General features: G+C 69.5%; 18 protein-coding genes. 7 read left to right on the forward strand and 11 right to left on the reverse strand.

What is annotated here, in order from left to right; genetic code table 11:
- Window positions 1–14: 14 nt before the first annotated feature.
- Window positions 15–416 carry a DoxX family protein gene (locus BRESU_RS16065; RefSeq protein ID WP_013270625.1) on the forward strand — a complete coding sequence of 134 codons (402 nt, stop codon included), beginning with the start codon at window positions 15–17 and terminating at the stop codon, window positions 414–416.
- On the opposite strand, the gene accD is transcribed toward BRESU_RS16065, so the two are convergent.
- The 8 genes from accD to BRESU_RS16105 all read right to left on the reverse strand — a co-directional run bounded on the left by accD (window position 404) and on the right by BRESU_RS16105 (window position 7,298).
- Complete coding sequence (gene accD / locus BRESU_RS16070; RefSeq protein ID WP_013270626.1) at window positions 404–1,303, reverse strand: acetyl-CoA carboxylase, carboxyltransferase subunit beta; 900 nt, start codon at window positions 1,301–1,303, stop codon at window positions 404–406. The two genes, BRESU_RS16065 and accD, sit on opposite strands and share 13 nt — an antisense overlap.
- Window positions 1,304–1,312: 9 nt before the next feature.
- Complete coding sequence (trpA, locus tag BRESU_RS16075; protein ID WP_013270627.1) at window positions 1,313–2,143, reverse strand: tryptophan synthase subunit alpha; 831 nt, start codon at window positions 2,141–2,143, stop codon at window positions 1,313–1,315.
- A complete protein-coding gene (locus tag BRESU_RS17005) occupies window positions 2,140–2,544 on the reverse strand; it encodes a hypothetical protein (RefSeq protein WP_013270628.1) in 405 nt (134 codons plus the stop codon). The genes trpA and BRESU_RS17005 overlap by 4 nt, the downstream gene beginning before the upstream one ends.
- A 3-nt stretch (window positions 2,545–2,547) precedes the next feature.
- Entirely contained in the window at window positions 2,548–3,732 is a 1,185-nt protein-coding gene (gene trpB, locus BRESU_RS16085) for a tryptophan synthase subunit beta (RefSeq protein ID WP_156796342.1), read from the reverse strand.
- A gap of 80 nt (window positions 3,733–3,812) precedes the next feature.
- Complete coding sequence (locus tag BRESU_RS16090; RefSeq protein ID WP_013270630.1) at window positions 3,813–4,445, reverse strand: phosphoribosylanthranilate isomerase; 633 nt, start codon at window positions 4,443–4,445, stop codon at window positions 3,813–3,815.
- 53 nt (window positions 4,446–4,498) lie between these two features.
- The gene (locus BRESU_RS16095) at window positions 4,499–5,188 is read right to left on the reverse strand and encodes a pseudouridine synthase (protein ID WP_050762589.1); all 690 of its coding nucleotides are present in this window, start codon (window positions 5,186–5,188) and stop codon (window positions 4,499–4,501) included.
- 38 nt (window positions 5,189–5,226) lie between these two features.
- Complete coding sequence (locus tag BRESU_RS16100) at window positions 5,227–6,126, reverse strand: class I SAM-dependent methyltransferase (RefSeq protein ID WP_013270632.1); 900 nt, start codon at window positions 6,124–6,126, stop codon at window positions 5,227–5,229.
- A complete protein-coding gene (locus BRESU_RS16105; protein ID WP_013270633.1) occupies window positions 6,123–7,298 on the reverse strand; it encodes an acetyl-CoA C-acetyltransferase in 1,176 nt (391 codons plus the stop codon). The genes BRESU_RS16100 and BRESU_RS16105 overlap by 4 nt, the downstream gene beginning before the upstream one ends.
- A gap of 183 nt (window positions 7,299–7,481) precedes the next feature.
- Between BRESU_RS16105 and trhA the strand changes: the two genes are divergently transcribed.
- The 3 genes from trhA (at window position 7,482) to BRESU_RS16120 (ending at window position 9,273) form a co-directional block, all read left to right on the forward strand.
- Window positions 7,482–8,192: a PAQR family membrane homeostasis protein TrhA gene (gene trhA / locus BRESU_RS16110; RefSeq protein ID WP_013270634.1), complete on the forward strand. Its 711-nt coding sequence runs from the start codon at window positions 7,482–7,484 to the stop codon at window positions 8,190–8,192.
- A gap of 80 nt (window positions 8,193–8,272) precedes the next feature.
- The gene (gene phaR, locus BRESU_RS16115) at window positions 8,273–8,929 is read left to right on the forward strand and encodes a polyhydroxyalkanoate synthesis repressor PhaR (RefSeq protein WP_013270635.1); all 657 of its coding nucleotides are present in this window, start codon (window positions 8,273–8,275) and stop codon (window positions 8,927–8,929) included.
- Window positions 8,926–9,273 carry a hypothetical protein gene (locus BRESU_RS16120; RefSeq protein WP_013270636.1) on the forward strand — a complete coding sequence of 116 codons (348 nt, stop codon included), beginning with the start codon at window positions 8,926–8,928 and terminating at the stop codon, window positions 9,271–9,273. Before phaR ends, BRESU_RS16120 begins: the two co-directional genes overlap by 4 nt.
- A 134-nt stretch (window positions 9,274–9,407) precedes the next feature.
- Here the strand turns inward: BRESU_RS16120 and BRESU_RS16125 are convergent, their stop codons facing one another.
- Together BRESU_RS16125 and BRESU_RS16130 are read right to left on the reverse strand one after the other, a co-directional pair.
- Window positions 9,408–9,836, reverse strand: coding sequence for a hypothetical protein (locus BRESU_RS16125; RefSeq protein ID WP_013270637.1), 429 nt, complete (start codon window positions 9,834–9,836; stop codon window positions 9,408–9,410).
- Between the two features lie 94 nt (window positions 9,837–9,930).
- Window positions 9,931–10,662: a glycosyltransferase family 2 protein gene (locus BRESU_RS16130; RefSeq protein ID WP_013270638.1), complete on the reverse strand. Its 732-nt coding sequence runs from the start codon at window positions 10,660–10,662 to the stop codon at window positions 9,931–9,933.
- Window positions 10,663–10,758: 96 nt separating this feature from the next.
- Here BRESU_RS16130 and BRESU_RS16135 point away from each other — a divergent pair, with 96 nt between their 5' ends.
- The 3 genes from BRESU_RS16135 to BRESU_RS16145 all read left to right on the forward strand — a co-directional run bounded on the left by BRESU_RS16135 (window position 10,759) and on the right by BRESU_RS16145 (window position 13,876).
- Window positions 10,759–12,447, forward strand: a complete 1,689-nt coding sequence (locus BRESU_RS16135; RefSeq protein ID WP_013270639.1) for an ArnT family glycosyltransferase — start codon at window positions 10,759–10,761, stop codon at window positions 12,445–12,447.
- Window positions 12,444–13,364 (forward strand): hydroxymethylglutaryl-CoA lyase, encoded by a 921-nt coding sequence (locus BRESU_RS16140; protein ID WP_013270640.1) that lies wholly within the window; start codon window positions 12,444–12,446, stop codon window positions 13,362–13,364. Before BRESU_RS16135 ends, BRESU_RS16140 begins: the two co-directional genes overlap by 4 nt.
- A gap of 89 nt (window positions 13,365–13,453) precedes the next feature.
- The gene (locus tag BRESU_RS16145; protein ID WP_013270641.1) at window positions 13,454–13,876 is read left to right on the forward strand and encodes a hypothetical protein; all 423 of its coding nucleotides are present in this window, start codon (window positions 13,454–13,456) and stop codon (window positions 13,874–13,876) included.
- 10 nt (window positions 13,877–13,886) lie between these two features.
- Here the strand turns inward: BRESU_RS16145 and BRESU_RS16150 are convergent, their stop codons facing one another.
- Window positions 13,887–14,576 (reverse strand): response regulator, encoded by a 690-nt coding sequence (locus tag BRESU_RS16150; RefSeq protein WP_013270642.1) that lies wholly within the window; start codon window positions 14,574–14,576, stop codon window positions 13,887–13,889.
- Window positions 14,577–14,601 lie beyond the last annotated feature (25 nt).

Raw genomic sequence — 14,601 nt, forward strand, 5'->3', positions numbered from 1 at the left:
CCTATGGTCACCTGATGACCGCCCGCCCGATCCTGCGCTTCATCCTCGCCGCCGCCTTCCTCGCGGCGGGGATCCTGCATCTGCTGGTGCCCACTCCCTTCCTCGGCATCACGCCCGTCTGGGTGCCGTTCGCCCCTGCGGTGATCGCCGTGACCGGGATCGCTGAGCTGGCGGGTGCCGTCGGGCTGATGATCCCGCGTCTGCGCCAGGCGGCCGGGATCGGGCTCGCGCTCTATGCGGTCTGCGTTTTCCCGGCCAATATCCAGCACGCCGTCAGCGACCTGGCGCTAAGTGATCCGCAGCTGGGATGGGCCTATCACGGCCCACGCCTGCTGTTTCAGCCGGTGATCGTCTGGTGGGCGCTCTGGGCCGGCGAAGTGATCGACTGGCCGTTCCGGCGGCGTCAGGCCGCCTGACGCCGTCCGCCCATCAGCATCGACAGGATCTTGCCCAGGGTCGCCGGCAGATCGGCGCGGGTTACGACGCGGTCGACCATGCCCTTCTCCTGCAGATACTCCGAGCGCTGGAAGCCCGGCGGCAATTTCTCGCGGATCGTGGTCTCGATCACCCGCGGACCGGCGAAGCCGATCAGGGCCCCCGGCTCGGCCAGGTGGACGTCGCCCAGCATGGCATAGCTGGCCGTGACGCCGCCGGTCGTCGGGTCGGTCAGGACCACGACATAGGGGAGCTGGGCGTCTTTCAGCTCCTGCACCGCCAGGGTGGTGCGGGCCATCTGCATCAGGCTGAGCGCGCCCTCCTGCATCCGCGCCCCGCCGGCGGCGGTGAAACAGACCAGGGGCACGTTGCGTTCGATCGCGGCGTGGGCCGCGGCGATGAAGCCCTCGCCCGCCGCCATGCCCAGCGATCCGCCCATGAAGGCGAAGTCCTGCACCACGGCCACCGCCGGCGTGCCGCCGATGTCGCCGAAGCCGATGGACATGGCGTCCTTCAGGCCCGTGGCCTTGCGGGCCGCGATCAGGCGCTCGCGATAGGGCTTGCCGTCCGAGAACTTCAGGGGATCCTCGGCCACCTCCGGCGAGGCGATCGGCTCGTACTCGCCACCGTCGAAGGTGTAGCCCAGCCGCTTGGCGGCGTTGATCCGCATGTGGCGGCCCGACGGCGTCACCCACAGGGCGGTCTCCAGATCGGGGCGGTAGAGCATGTCGCCGCTGTCCGGATCCTTGACCCACAGATTGTCGGGCGTCTCGCGCCGGCTGACGATCTTGCGGACGCCGGGGGCAAAGCGGCTGAGCCAGCCGCCGCGCTTTTCCTGGGGAGGTTTGGGAGGGGTCTTGTCGGCCATTCGGGTCTCTTAGACGGTTTCGCCCACGCGTGCACCGCGCACGGCGTCGGCCAAGGCCTTCACCTTCGACAGAACGCGGGTTGCGACCGGTTCGTTCGCGTCGAGGGCGGCGGCGACCTCATCCACCAGCACCGAACCGGCGACGACCGCATCGGCGACACGGGCGATCTCTGCGGCGCGTTCCGGCGTCTTGACCCCGAAGCCGACGGCGACAGGCAGGCCCGAAGCGCGGCGCACGCGTTCGACGGCGGGCGCGACGGAGGCCGACTGGGCCTCCTTTACGCCCGTGACGCCGGCGACGGAGACGTAATAGACGAAGCCCGAGGTCCGCCGCGCGATGACCTCCAGCCGGGCGTCGTCGGACGTCGGCGTGGCCAGGCGGATCAGGGAGACCTGCGCCGCGTCCAGGGCGTCCGTCAGCGGATCGGCCTCTTCCGGCGGACAGTCGACGACGATACAGCCGTCGACGCCGGCCGCCGCCGCGTCGCGGGCGAAGGCGTCGTAGCCGTAGCTCTCGATCGGGTTCAGATAGCCCATCAGGATCAGGGGCGTGTCGGCGTCGCCCTCACGGAAGGCCCGGGCGAGGTCGAGCGTGCCCTTCAGCGTCAGGCCGGCCTTGAGGCCGCGCAGCGCCGCGCGCTGGATCGGCGGACCCTCGGCCATCGGGTCGCTGAACGGAAAGCCCAGTTCGATAATGTCGGCCCCGGCGGCGGGCAGGCCGCGCAGGATCGCCAGGGCCTCGTCACGCGAGGGGTCGCCGGCCATCACATAGGCGACGAAGCCGGCCCGGCCCTCGGCCTTCAGCGCGGCGAAGCGGGCGTCGATGCGGGAGGTGGTCATTGGGCGGGCGTCACCGGAGCGGGTGCCGCGGCACAGACATCGCCGGGCACCGTGGCGAAGGCCAGCCAGGCCGGACCGGCCGGGTCGGCGGTATTCTGTCCGGCGAAGGCCAGCACCTGGAAGGCGTCACAGCCGCCACCCTCTTTGCGACGGACATAGACGATGCGGTTGTCGCGCCCGTCTGCGGCCAGCCAGCCCTGGCGCTCGAAGTCGGCGTTGTAGGCTTCCATGGCGGCCTCGGCCGTGGCCTGGGTGGTCGCAACGCAGGTGGCGATGGCGGCCATGGAGGCGCGCCCGCCACAGGTGACGTCGGCCTGGGTATTGGCGACGGTCGGCAGGGCGACCGGCAGGGCGGGCGCCGTCTGCAACAGGGCGGCCGCCAGAACGAAGGTTGCGATCATGATCTAGAGCTCCACACCCAGGTGCTGGGCCACCGCGAAGATATCCTTGTCGCCGCGCCCGCACATGTTCAGCACGACGTCGCCGCCGGTGCCGATCTCGGCCGCGATCTCGCCGATGCGCGCCAGGGCGTGGCTGGGTTCGAGGGCGGGGATGATCCCTTCCAGCTTCGAACACAGCTGGAAGGCCTCCAGGGCCTCTGCGTCGGTGGCGGCGCGGTATTCGGCCCGGCCCATATCCTTGAGCCAGGCGTGCTCGGGGCCGATGCCGGGATAGTCGAGGCCGGCCGAGATGGAGTGGCCCTCGAGGATCTGGCCGTCAGCGTCCTGCAGCAGATAGGTGCGGTTGCCGTGCAGCACCCCGGGGCGGCCGCCCTGCAGCGAGGCCGCATGGTCGGGGCCGTCCAGCCCACGCCCGGCCGCCTCGATACCGATCATGCGGACGCCCGCATCCTCGATGAAGGGATGAAACAGGCCGATGGCGTTGGAGCCCCCGCCGATGGCCGCGACCACGGCGTCCGGCAGCTTGCCGCGCCGGGCCTGCATCTGGACCTTCGTCTCCTTGCCGATCACCGACTGGAAGTCGCGGACCATGGCCGGATAGGGGTGCGGACCGGCGGCCGTACCGATGAGGTAGTAGGTGTCCTCGACATTGGTGACCCAGTCACGCATCGCCTCGTTCATCGCGTCCTTCAGCGTGCCGCGCCCCGAGGTGACCGGAATGACCTCGGCCCCCAGCAGCTTCATGCGGAACACGTTGGGCGACTGACGCTGGACGTCGGCCGCGCCCATGTAGACGACGCATTGCAGGCCGAAGCGGGCGCAGACAGTGGCCGTGGCCACGCCGTGCTGGCCGGCGCCGGTTTCCGCGATGATCCGCTTCTTGCCCATCCGCATGGCCAGCAGGATCTGGCCCATGCAGTTGTTGATCTTGTGCGCGCCCGTGTGGTTCAGCTCGTCGCGCTTGAACCAGATGTTGGCGGCCCCGTAGTGGTCGGTCAGGCGCTGGGCCAGATACAGCGGGCTGGGCCGCCCGACGTAGTGAGTCAGATAGTCGTCCAGCTCGGCCTGGAAGGTCGGGTCCGCCTTGCACCGCTCATAGGCGTGGTTCAGCTCCAGCACGAGCGGCATCAGCGTCTCGGCCACGAACCGGCCGCCATAGGGGCCGAACCGGCCCTCGGCGTCGGGCATGGCGTATTCGTTGGGGATGATGGCGTTCACGGGCGACAGCTTTCACGCAGGGGCGTGCCGGAAATGCGGCGGGGAAATGATCAGGCCACGGCCTTCAGGAAGGCCGCGATCCGGGCCGCGTCCTTAACACCGGGCGCACTTTCGACGCCAGAGGACACGTCCAGCAGGGGAGCGCCACTGATCGACGCAGCCTGGGCCGCATTGTCCGGCGTCAGGCCCCCGGCCAGGAACCAGTCGTGGCGGAAGGCCCGGCCCCGCATCATCGTCCAGTCGAAGCTTGCCCCGACCCCGCCCGGCAGGTCGGAGCCCGCCGGTGGCCGGGCGTCGAACATCAGGTGATCGGCATGGTCCTCCCAACCGTCGGCCGCGTCGAGATCGGCGGGCGCGGAGACGGACAGGACCTTGATGATGCCCGCGCCGGTGAGCCGCCGGACCTCATGCGCGCGCGCGACCGTCTCGTGTCCGTGCAGCTGGACGAAGTCGGGCCGCAGATGCGCCCCGATCCGGCTGAGCAGGTCGTCGTCGGCGTCGACGGTCACCGCCACGATCCCGGCCCGGCCGCGCGCCCGTTCGAACAGGGGCCGGGCATCCTCCGGCGTGATGTTGCGCGGACTCCGGGCGAAGAAGACCGCCCCGACATAGGCCGCGCCGTGCTCGAGGGCGGCGTCCAGGGTGTCGGGCGTCGAGAGGCCACAGATCTTCACGCGTGTCATGGGCCGCAGGTGAGGCCTGCACCCCCCGGGGTCAAGCGAGGATCCCGGTCCGATCAGGCGAAGATCGCCTCCACTTCCGCCCCGGTCGCCAGCCGCCAGTCGCCCGGCCCCAGATCCGCGGGCAACACCAGCCCCCCGACGCGTTCGCGGTGCAGGGCCTCGACGTGGTTGCCCACGGCCGCGAACATCCGCCGCACCATGTGATAGCGGCCCTCGGTCACCGTCAGGCGGGCCTCGGTCGGCGACAGGACCTCGAGTTCGGCCGGGGCGAGGGGCTTGTCCTCGCCCTCCAGCACCAGGCCGCCCGCGGCGAACACATCGCCCTCGGTCCCCGCCAGAGGTCGCGCCAGGGTGGCGTGATAGACCTTGGCCACATGGCGTTTGGGCGAGATCACCCGGTGCAGCAGGTCGCCGTCGTCGGTCAGCAGCAGCAGGCCCGAGGTCTGCTTGTCCAGCCGACCGATGGTCGAGATCGCCGGGTCCCGCCGCCGCCAGCGGTCGGGCAGGACGTCATAGACCAGGTCGCCGTCCTCCTTGTGCGAACAGGTCATGCCCAGGGGCTTGTTGAGGATCAGCACGACCCCCGCGGGCGGGTCCAGGGGCCGCCCGTCGACCTGCATCCGCGACGGAAGGTCCGGCGTGACCGCGATCCGTTTCGACACATCGGTCAGGTCGACGCCGTCCAGCACGATGCCCCCGACCTTGCCCAGCCGCGCGATCTCGGACCGCGAGCCGTAGCCCATGGAGCCGAGGAGCTTGTCGACCCGGGCCGTCGGGGTCTTCACTTCACGGCCTCGAACAGTTTGTAGCCACCGCCGTCGGTGATCGGCGTGACCCGACGGAACGCGGTCTTGAGCTCATTTTCGTAGGGCAGGTGCCGGTTGGCGACGAGCCACAGGGTGCCGCCCTTCCTGAGCATCTCGGCCGCCTTCTTGATGAAGGCCTGGCCCAGCCGTCGATCCTCGGCCCCGCCGTCGTGGAAGGGGGGATTGGAGACGATGAAGTCCAGATCGCCCGCGGCCTCGAGGGTGCGGACATCGGCCCATTCGAAGGTCGCGCGCGGGTCCTCGACGTTGCGCCGCGCCGCCTCGACTGCGCGGCGGTCCAGGTCGATGAGGCGCAGCGCGGTCACGGCCCCGGACCGCAGGACTGCCGTCGCCAGGGCGCCATAGCCGCATCCGAGGTCGGCCCCTGCCCCCTTCAGGGCCGGCATGTGCGCCGCCAGCTGCGCCGAGCCGGCGTCGATCCGGTCCCAAGCGAAGACGCCCGGCTGCGACCAGGCCTCCAGCCCCTCGACTGGCTGAAGGGATCCGGCGCCGATCGCCGCCTCGATGCCCGACAGCGTCTCCGGCTTCACGACGACACAGCGCCGGTGGTGGGCCTTGGCGCTCTCGCCGACCTCCAGCCCGAAGGCCTCGAGCTCCTTCTTCAGGCGGGAGCCGCCCCGGTCCTTGGGAGCCATAACGTCCAGCCGCCCCCCGACCTGCAGCGCGCGCAGGGCCTGCGCCAGGGTATAGCGCCGCTCCAGCACGCCGGGTGGCGCATAGACCATGGCCGCCTCGACCGAGCCGTCCGGCAGGGTTTCCAGCGCGGTCGAGCCGGGGATCAGGGGCGAGGTCTGGGTGGCGGCGCCGGGCGGATCGAAGACCAGCGGCGGGCGGCCGTAGAGGATGTCGGTCAAGCGCGTTCCACGCACAGAGCCACGCCCATGCCGCCGCCGATGCACAGGGTGGCGAGGCCCTTCTTTCCACCCGACCGCTTCAGCTCATACAGCAGGGTGGTCAGGATACGGGCCCCCGAGGCCCCGATCGGATGGCCGATGGCGATCGCGCCGCCGTTGACGTTCACCTTCGCCGGATCGAGGCCCAGTTCCTGCAGCACGCACAGGCTCTGGGCGGCGAAGGCCTCGTTGGACTCGACCCGGTCCAGATCGGCGACGGTCCAGCCCGCTTTCTCCAGCGCCTTCCGCGACGCCGGGATCGGACCCGTGCCCATGACCGCCGGATCGACGCCGGCCGTGGCCCAGGACCGGATCGTGGCCAGCGGCTCCAGCCCTCTCGCCTTCGCCTCGTCGGCCGACATCAGCACCAGGGCCGCCGCGCCGTCGTTGAGGCCCGAGGCATTGGCCGCCGTGACCGACCCGTCCTTCATGAAGGCCGGGCGCAGTTTTTCCATCGATTCCAGCGTCGCGCCGTGACGGATGTACTCGTCCTTGTCGACGGTGACGTCGCCCTTGCGGCCCGCGATCACGACCGGGACGATCTCCTCGTCGAACCTGCCGGCGTTCTGAGCGGCCTCGGCCTTGTGCTGGCTGGCCAGGGCGAAAGCATCCTGGTCGGCGCGGCTGATCTGGTATTTTTCGGCGATGTTTTCGGCCGTCTGGCCCATGTGATAGCCGTTGAAGGCGTCCCACAGGCCGTCCTTGATCATGGTGTCGGTGAAGGCGAGGTCACCCATCTTGTGTCCGGTGCGCAGGAGCTGGGCGTGCGGCGCCTGGCTCATGCTTTCCTGTCCGCCCGCGACGATGATCTTCGCGTCGCCCATGGCGATCTGCTGGTAGCCAAGCGCGACGGCGCGCAGGCCCGAGCCGCAGATCTGGTTCAGGCTCCAGGCCGGAGTCTCCTTCGGAATTCCGGCCCCCATCGAGGCCTGACGCGCCGGGCCCTGACCGGCGGCGGCCTGAAGCACATGGCCCAGGATGACCTCATCCACCTCGGACGGAGCGACGCCGGCGCGTTCGAGCGCGGCCTTGATGGCGACCTCGCCCAGCTTCGACGCCGGCAGGGACGACAGGGCCCCCAGGAAGGAGCCCACAGGCGTGCGGGCGGCGGAAACGATGACGACGTCGGTCATGGGGAGATGATCCTTGATCGGGTCTTGACGGGCGGGGTGCCCGTTAGGCCGGGGGTAGGTTTTCGTGGCGTTTCTGCCGCATCACGCGCCATTCGTCACCTGTGCGATCCTCGTTCAGGTGAAAGTCATGCTCGTGGACCACTATCTTGGGAACGACAGGCAGAACCGCCGAGTTGGTGACCCATGCTGAATATGCTGAAGCGCCACGCGACCCGAATCTGCACCCCCGATCAGATGGATCTGGAGGAGCACTACCAGACGCGCGCCGAACACACCGCCGACCTGGTGGTCCATGTGGTCGGCCTGACGCTGGCGGCGGTGGGCGGCCTGGTGCTGGCCATCCTGTCGGCCATCTACGGCGGCGTGGGCGCGGCGACAGCGACCGGCATCTATGCCCTGTGCCTGGTGGCCATGCTGACGGCCTCGACGATCTACAACCTGACCCGCCCGTGCAAGGCACGCCCGGTGCTGCGGCGCCTGGACGAGGCGGCGATCTTCCTGATGATCGCGGGCAGCTATACCCCCTTCACCACCCAGCGGTTCGAGGGCTGGTGGGCCATCGGCTTCACCATGGTGGTCTGGGCCATCGCCTTCGCCGGCGTCGGGGCCAAGCTGATCGCGCCGCGCATCTCCGACACGTTCTGGAGCGGCGTCTATGTGGTGTTCGGGTGGCTGGCCGTGATCGCGCTGAAGCCCATGATCGACACCGTTCACCCCGTCGCCCTGGCGCTGCTGGTGCTCGGCGGCCTGATCTATACGTCGGGCGTCCTGATCTTCATCTCGCCCAAGGTGAAGTATCGCCGCGCCATCTGGCACGGCTTCGTCGTGGCCGGGGCGGGCGTGCATTGGGCGGCGGTTCTGGTCGGCGTCGTGCTGGCCCCGAACTTCGCCTGATGTCGAACCGTCACATCCCCACTGGCGCGCGGCTTCGCGCTGCGGGATAACGGGCATTGCAACAGCGAGGATCCGCACCCGTGGCTGACAGCAGTACCCCCGGCAAAAAAGCCAAGGACAGTGGCAAGGCCGGCGACGTGGTCGTTATCAAGAAATACGCCAATCGACGCCTCTACAACACCTCGACCTCGGCCTATGTGACGCTGGAAGATCTGGCGACCATGGTGCGCGAAGGCACCGATTTCGTGGTGTTCGACGCCAAGACCAATGAGGAGCTGACCCGTCAGATCCTGACCCAGATCATCTTCGAGGAAGAAAGCCGCGGCCAGGCCCTGCTGCCGGTCCAGTTCCTGCGTCAGCTGATCGGCTTCTACGGCGGCCAGATGGAAGGGGTCCTGCCCAGCTACCTGGAAATGTCGCTCGAGAACTTCTCGCGTCAGCAGGAGCAGTTCCGCGATCAGATGACCAAGGCCTTCGGGGCGACGCCTGCGGGCGGCCTGATGGGGGGCAGCCTGATGGAGGCGGCGGTCAAGCAGAACATGGCCATGTTCGAAAACGCCATGAAGATGTTCCCCGCCTTCGCCTATGCCCGACCCGGCGGAGAGGCCCCCGCCCCGTCCGCGCCGCCCGAGGCTTCCTCCGGGAATCCGCTGGACGAAATGCGTCGCCAGATGGACGAGATGCGGGCCCAGATCGACCGCCTGGCCTCTGCGCCCAAGGGCCCGGAAAAGCCGTGACCGATGGCGTCCGGCCCGTCGGACCGGTGCAGGAGCGCGATCGCCGCTCGGCCCAGCGACGCGAGGCGGAACGCAGGGCGGGTTCGACCAGCCGGGAACTGGTACCGGTGGGCAAGGTCGTCGACGAACCACCCCACCCGGCAAGGCCTGCCGATGCGACCGCGCCGGCCGATCCGGCGGCGGCCTTCTCTGCCCAGCTGATGGGTCAGACGGGCCAGCGAAAGGGACTGAAGGGCGGGCCGCCCGTTCTGAACTCGGCCCGCGCCAGCTATCTGGGCAATGAATATTCGGGCGAGAACGACCGGCGTCCGCCGTCGGGACTGGTCAAGAAGACCGACATCTGACGCAGGGCCGGGCTGGCCCGGAGCTTGCAGACCGTCAGGCGACCTGTCGCCTTTCGGACACCGCCATGACCTTCGCCGCCCGCGCCTTCGACGTCCTGATCGTCTCGCTGATCTTTACGGCCCTGCTCTAGCGGTCAGTGCCCGCCTGATCCGAAGTCCAGGTCCTTGCGGGCCGAGATGATGGTCACGATGAACCCGGCCAGGACGTCCAGCATCACCATGGTGATGATCAGGAAGAAGGTCGAGGTCGCGAAGCCGCGGACCAGCAGGAACTCCACCAGGCAGACGACGAACACGACCATCGACAGGGCGTGATTGACGATGGCCACCTTCTGGCTCGACGTCGATTTCAGCAGTTCGAAGAACAGCAGGATCAGCGCCAGGAACAGGATCATGTCGCCGACGCCCACGTTCCAGCTGGCCCCCGAGGTCATGGGGATCGAGAACATCGCCTGGCGCAAGGTCTCGTCGGCGGCGGCCAGACCCCCATTTCCGGCCCCGAACAGGACGACCAGATTGTACAGCACCACCGGGATGGCCAGCAGAGGCAGGGCGATCAGCATGGGGCGGTCCTTCGCGATTCAACAGCCGAGCTTGTTAAGGATGCATAGCCCGGTTCGGTGCCTTCGGCCATGCCGCCTCGCCTGACAGGCGAAGTCAGAATTCCGTGACCGGGCCGGGCCTGCGCGAGCGGGACTTCAGCCACATGACGCCCAGCAGGTCGGTGAACGAGGCCCGCAGCCGGCCCCAGTTGGTGTATTTCGACTGGCCCGTCTCGCGGTGGCGATGGCTGATGGGCAGGTAGCGATTCTCGAACCCCTCGCGGATCACAAGCGCCGGCAGGTAGCGGTGGATGTGATCGAAATACGGGAGCCGCAGGAAGACGTCGCGGCGGAAAGCCTTGAGGCCGCAGCCCGTGTCGTCGGCATCGTCGCCCAGCAGATTCTTGCGGATGCGGTTGGCCCAGCGCGAGGCCCACAGCTTGGCCTCGGAATCCTGACGCTTCTGGCGGACCCCGCCGACGAGGGCAACCTGCGGCGGGGCGGCGATCAGGGCGTCGACAAGGGCGGGCGCATCGGCGGGCGGGTTCTGGCCATCGCCGTCCAGGGTAACGATGATCGTCCCCCGTGCCGCAAGGACGCCGGTGCGCACGGCCCGGCTCTGACCGGCATTGGTCTGATGCGCCAAAACGCGCAGGGCCGGCAGTTCGGCGCCCAGGGCGCGCAGTTCGGCCAGGGTGGTGTCGCGGCTGGCGTCGTCGACGAAGATCATCTCGTAGGACCGTCCGGCGAAGGCGGCCGCGATCTCGCGCGCCAGCGGTCCGGCCGCGCCCGCCTCGTTGTGGACGGGGACGACGACGGAGATGTCGGGGGTCGCGGCGCTGCTCATGGTTCGTCTCTAGCCGGGAATCGGGGATCAGCGCCACGGTGCACGCTCGCTGCTTGAGCCATGACGCCCCGTTCATCTTCGTGTTAGCAACACCGGATGACCCGACCCGACCTGGATCGCTATATCGCCGGATGGCGTGGACCGCTGCTGGCGGCGCTGCTGGCGCTCATCGCCGGCCTGCCGTCCCTGCTGCTGCTGCCGCCGCTCGACCGCGACGAGAGCCGCTATGCCCAGGCGACCTCGCAGATGCTGGAGAGCGGCGACTATGTCGACATCCGCTTCCAGGACGAGCCGCGATGGAAGAAGCCGGTCGGCATCTACTGGATGCAGGCGGCCGCCGTCGCCCTAACGTCCAAGGTCGAAAACCGCGACATCGCCCCCTATCGCATCCCCTCTGTCCTGGGGGCCATGCTTGCGGCCTGGGCCTGCGCCTGGATGGGCTCGGCCCTGTTCGGGGCGCGGGCGGGCTTCCTGGCCGGAGCAATTCTGGGAACCACCTTCCTGCTGTCGTCCGAGGCCGGGATCGCCAAGACCGACGCGATGTTGTGCGGCTCCGTCACCCTGGCCATGGCCGGTCTGGCGCGGCTTTACATGGCCTCCAGGGTCGCACCCCTGATCAAGGGCGATCCGACGCAGAGGCCCTACAAGCTGATGCTCTGGCTGGGGCTGGGCCTGTCGATCCTGATCAAGGGCCCGATCGGCCTGCTGGTCGTGGTGCCCGCCGCCTTGTCGCTCTCGATCTGGGATCGCAGCTGGGGCTGGCTGAAGCGGCTGGGCTGGGGCTGGGGCATCCCGCTGGTCGCGCTGATCGTGGGTCCCTGGGCGATCGCGGTGACCATCGCCACGGACGGCGGCTTCTGGCGCGACGCCCTGATCGGCGACATGGCGTCCAAGGTGGCGGGCGGCCAGGAGAGCCACGGAGCCTGGCCCGGCTACTATGTGCTGCTGGCACCCCTGCTGCTGTTTCCGGCGACGCTGCTGCTGCCCGCTGCCCTGTCGACGGGGTGGAGTCGTCGGGCCGAGCCGGCGATCCGGTTCCTGGTCTGCTGGCTGGTGCCCGCCTGGCTGATCTTCGAGGCCACGCCGACCAAGCTGTTCCACTATACGCTGCCGACCTTCGGCGCGATCGCCCTGCTGATGGCCGCCGCCCTCACCCGTCCCATCGGCAAGGTGTCGCGCTGGTCGGGCGCGGGGCTGGCCGTGTTCGCCGCCGTGCTCGTCAGCGGGATCACCGTCTATGGCCTGACGGCCTTCGGCACCTCCACGGCCCAGACCTGGGCGACCATCACCATCGTCTGCGCGGTCATGGCGGCCCTGATCGGCGGGTTCCTGCTGCTGAACCGGGCGGCCGTGACGGGGCTGCTGATCGCGGTCGGTTTCGGTGTCGTCGCCCACGCCGCCCTCGCCGGCACGATTCGGCAACTGCGGCCCCTGGCGATCGCACCGCGTCTCGAGGCGGCGCTCGAGGCCAACGGGCTGGCCCCGGACCAGGGGCTGGTCCCCGGCCCGGTGGCGATCACCACCTTCCATGAGCCGAGCTTCGTCTTCCTGACGGGGCGCAGCACCGAACTGACCGACGCCGAGGGCGCGGCCCGGGCCCTTGCCGAGGGGCGCCCCGCCATCGTCGAGGACAAGGACACCGAGGCCTTCCGCGCGGCGACGGCAGAGACCGCCGTGCCGGGCCGGGCGGTCGCCGTGGTGACCGGGCACAACTATTCCAGCGGCGACGATGTGCGCCTGACCGTCTATGCGCCGCCCGAGGCTGCCGTGGAGCCGAAGCCGTGAGCCCGCGTCCCATCCAGATCGTCGAGGTCGGCCCCCGGGACGGGCTGCAGAACGAGAAGGCCGTGCTGGACCCCGCGACCCGTGCGGAGCTTGTCCTGAAGCTGGAAGCGGCCGGCGCCCGGCGGATCGAGGCGGTCAGCTTCGTCCACCCCCGACTGGTGCCGCAGATGGCGGGGGCCGAGGACGTCATGGCGGCCCTGCCCGCCGCGCCCGGCCGCAGCCGTATCGGCCTGGTGCTGAACGGCAAGGGCTATGACCGGGCGCTGGGCACCGGCGTGGACGAGGTCAACGTCTCGCTGTCGGTCACTGACGGATTCGGGCTGAGGAACCAGGGGCTGGCCGTGCGCGATCAGGTCGCCATGCTGTCCGAGATCCTGGCGAGGCGGCACAACTCGGACGGAGCGGACACGCCGGTCCCTGCCCTGTCGGCGACCCTGTCGTGCGTGTGGGGCTGTCCGTTCGACGGGGAGGTCTCGGTCGCCCAGGTGACCGATCTGGTGGGCGAACTCGCCGCGCTCGGCGTCGTCGAGATCGGTCTGGCCGACACGATCGGCGTCGGCGATCCGTGGAGCGTGACCCGCAAGATCGAGGCGGCCCGCGCCGCCGCGCCGGACGCGACCCTGAGGCTGCACTTCCACGATACGCGCAACACCGGGGTGGCCAATGCCTTTGCGGCGGTCGAGGCCGGGGTCGATGTGCTGGACGCCTCGGTCGGCGGCATCGGGGGCTGTCCGTTCGCGCCCGGGGCCACCGGCAACGTCGCGACCGAGGACCTCGTCTACATGCTGGAGCGCGCGGGATATGCGACCGGCTACGACCTCGACGCCCTGATCGCCACGGCGCGCTGGATCGGCGACCGGATCGGCAGGCCCACGCCGAGCGCCCTGAGCCGCGCGGGGGGATGGCCGAAGGCCTGACACCCGCTGGCCGTGTGCCTGTCCAAAAGTTCACTCGCCAAAGTGCGTCCCCGCACCCTAGCCTCCTTGCGGAGCCGAGGAGACGCAGCATGGCCGGTACCAGAACGCTGGGGTTGCTTGTTCTGATGACGGCCGCCCTGACGGCCGGCGCGGCGAATGCCCAATCCCTGCAGCGCAGCGAGGTCCTCGGGACCTGGGCCCTGACCATGACACCGGCGGAAGGCGGCGACGCCAGCATCACCATCCAGACCGACACCGGGCGGCTGGAAATGCCCCTGATCGTCAGCCCGCGCGGGCCGTCCGGGATCACCTGCACGGCCGACGGCGAGGCGGCCGATTGCCAGCTTCGAAGGGGTCAGCTGGTGGTGACCCTCACGATGGACGACGCCAGAATGGCCTTCACCCTGGCCTCGCGCACCCCCAGCGGCTTTTCGGGAACCGCGCGGCTCAGACTGCCCCTCCTGCCGTTCGGGAGCGTCCATCTGGGGACCGTCGCCATGACCCGGCGCTGACGGCCCAAAGTTACGCATTCAGCCGGTAGCCGACGCCCGGCTCGGTCTCGATCAGGGTCGGACGGGCGGGGTCGGCTTCCAGCTTCTGGCGCAACTGCCCGACGACGACACGCAGATACTGGGTGTCCTCACGGTGCGCGGCACCCCAGACCGCGACCAGCAGGTCGCGGTGGCCGATGACCTTTCCGGCGTCGCGGGCCAGATGGGCGAGGACGTCGTATTCCTTGGGCGTCAGACGGACGATCTCTCCGGACCGGGTCACCCGACGGTGGTCGAGGTCGATGGACACCTCGCCCGCCGCGATCGGCCCGGTCGGCGCGGTGCGCGGGGCCGTCTGACGCAGCACGGCGCGCAGCCGGGCCAGCAGCTCGCCGACGCCGAAGGGCTTCTCGACATAGTCGTTGGCCCCCAGATCCAGCGCCTCGATCTTCTCGGCCTCGCGATCCCGGGCGGACAGGATGACGATCGGTCCGGCGTAGAACTCGCGGGCCCGCTTCAGCACGTCCTTGCCGTCCATGTCGGGCAGGCCGAGGTCCAGCACGACGGCGTCCGGGTTCCACAGGGCGATGGCGCGCAGGCCCTCCTGCCCGCTGTCGGCCCGCTTGGGGTCGAACCCGGCGGCGTCGAGCGCGGGCGACAGGAAACGGTGGATCTGGGGCTCGTCGTCGATGACGAGGACGGTTGTGCGGGCGGCGGACATGACCAAAGCGTTTTCAAGCGGAATG

The organism is Brevundimonas subvibrioides ATCC 15264 (assembly GCF_000144605.1).
GTDB classification, from domain to species: Bacteria; Pseudomonadota; Alphaproteobacteria; order Caulobacterales; family Caulobacteraceae; genus Brevundimonas; species Brevundimonas subvibrioides.

What these genes read in the sequence shown, in the direction of transcription:
- BRESU_RS16130 (WP_013270638.1), bottom strand. Translation starts at nt 10,662, where the DNA reads ATGAGCAGCGCCGCGACCCCCGACATCTCCGTCGTCGTCCCCGTCCAC.
- BRESU_RS16105 (WP_013270633.1), bottom strand. Translation starts at nt 7,298, where the DNA reads ATGACCGACGTCGTCATCGTTTCCGCCGCCCGCACGCCTGTGGGCTCC.
- BRESU_RS16065 (WP_013270625.1), top strand. Translation starts at nt 15, where the DNA reads ATGACCGCCCGCCCGATCCTGCGCTTCATCCTCGCCGCCGCCTTCCTC.
- BRESU_RS17005 (WP_013270628.1), bottom strand. Translation starts at nt 2,544, where the DNA reads ATGATCGCAACCTTCGTTCTGGCGGCCGCCCTGTTGCAGACGGCGCCC.
- BRESU_RS16145 (WP_013270641.1), top strand. Translation starts at nt 13,454, where the DNA reads ATGGCCGGTACCAGAACGCTGGGGTTGCTTGTTCTGATGACGGCCGCC.
- BRESU_RS16135 (WP_013270639.1), top strand. Translation starts at nt 10,759, where the DNA reads ATGACCCGACCCGACCTGGATCGCTATATCGCCGGATGGCGTGGACCG.
- trhA (WP_013270634.1), top strand. Translation starts at nt 7,482, where the DNA reads ATGCTGAATATGCTGAAGCGCCACGCGACCCGAATCTGCACCCCCGAT.
- BRESU_RS16090 (WP_013270630.1), bottom strand. Translation starts at nt 4,445, where the DNA reads ATGACACGCGTGAAGATCTGTGGCCTCTCGACGCCCGACACCCTGGAC.
- BRESU_RS16150 (WP_013270642.1), bottom strand. Translation starts at nt 14,576, where the DNA reads ATGTCCGCCGCCCGCACAACCGTCCTCGTCATCGACGACGAGCCCCAG.
- BRESU_RS16095 (WP_050762589.1), bottom strand. Translation starts at nt 5,188, where the DNA reads ATGGGCTACGGCTCGCGGTCCGAGATCGCGCGGCTGGGCAAGGTCGGG.
- BRESU_RS16125 (WP_013270637.1), bottom strand. Translation starts at nt 9,836, where the DNA reads ATGCTGATCGCCCTGCCTCTGCTGGCCATCCCGGTGGTGCTGTACAAT.
- trpA (WP_013270627.1), bottom strand. Translation starts at nt 2,143, where the DNA reads ATGACCACCTCCCGCATCGACGCCCGCTTCGCCGCGCTGAAGGCCGAG.
- trpB (WP_156796342.1), bottom strand. Translation starts at nt 3,732, where the DNA reads ATGCCCGACGCCGAGGGCCGGTTCGGCCCCTATGGCGGCCGGTTCGTG.
- accD (WP_013270626.1), bottom strand. Translation starts at nt 1,303, where the DNA reads ATGGCCGACAAGACCCCTCCCAAACCTCCCCAGGAAAAGCGCGGCGGC.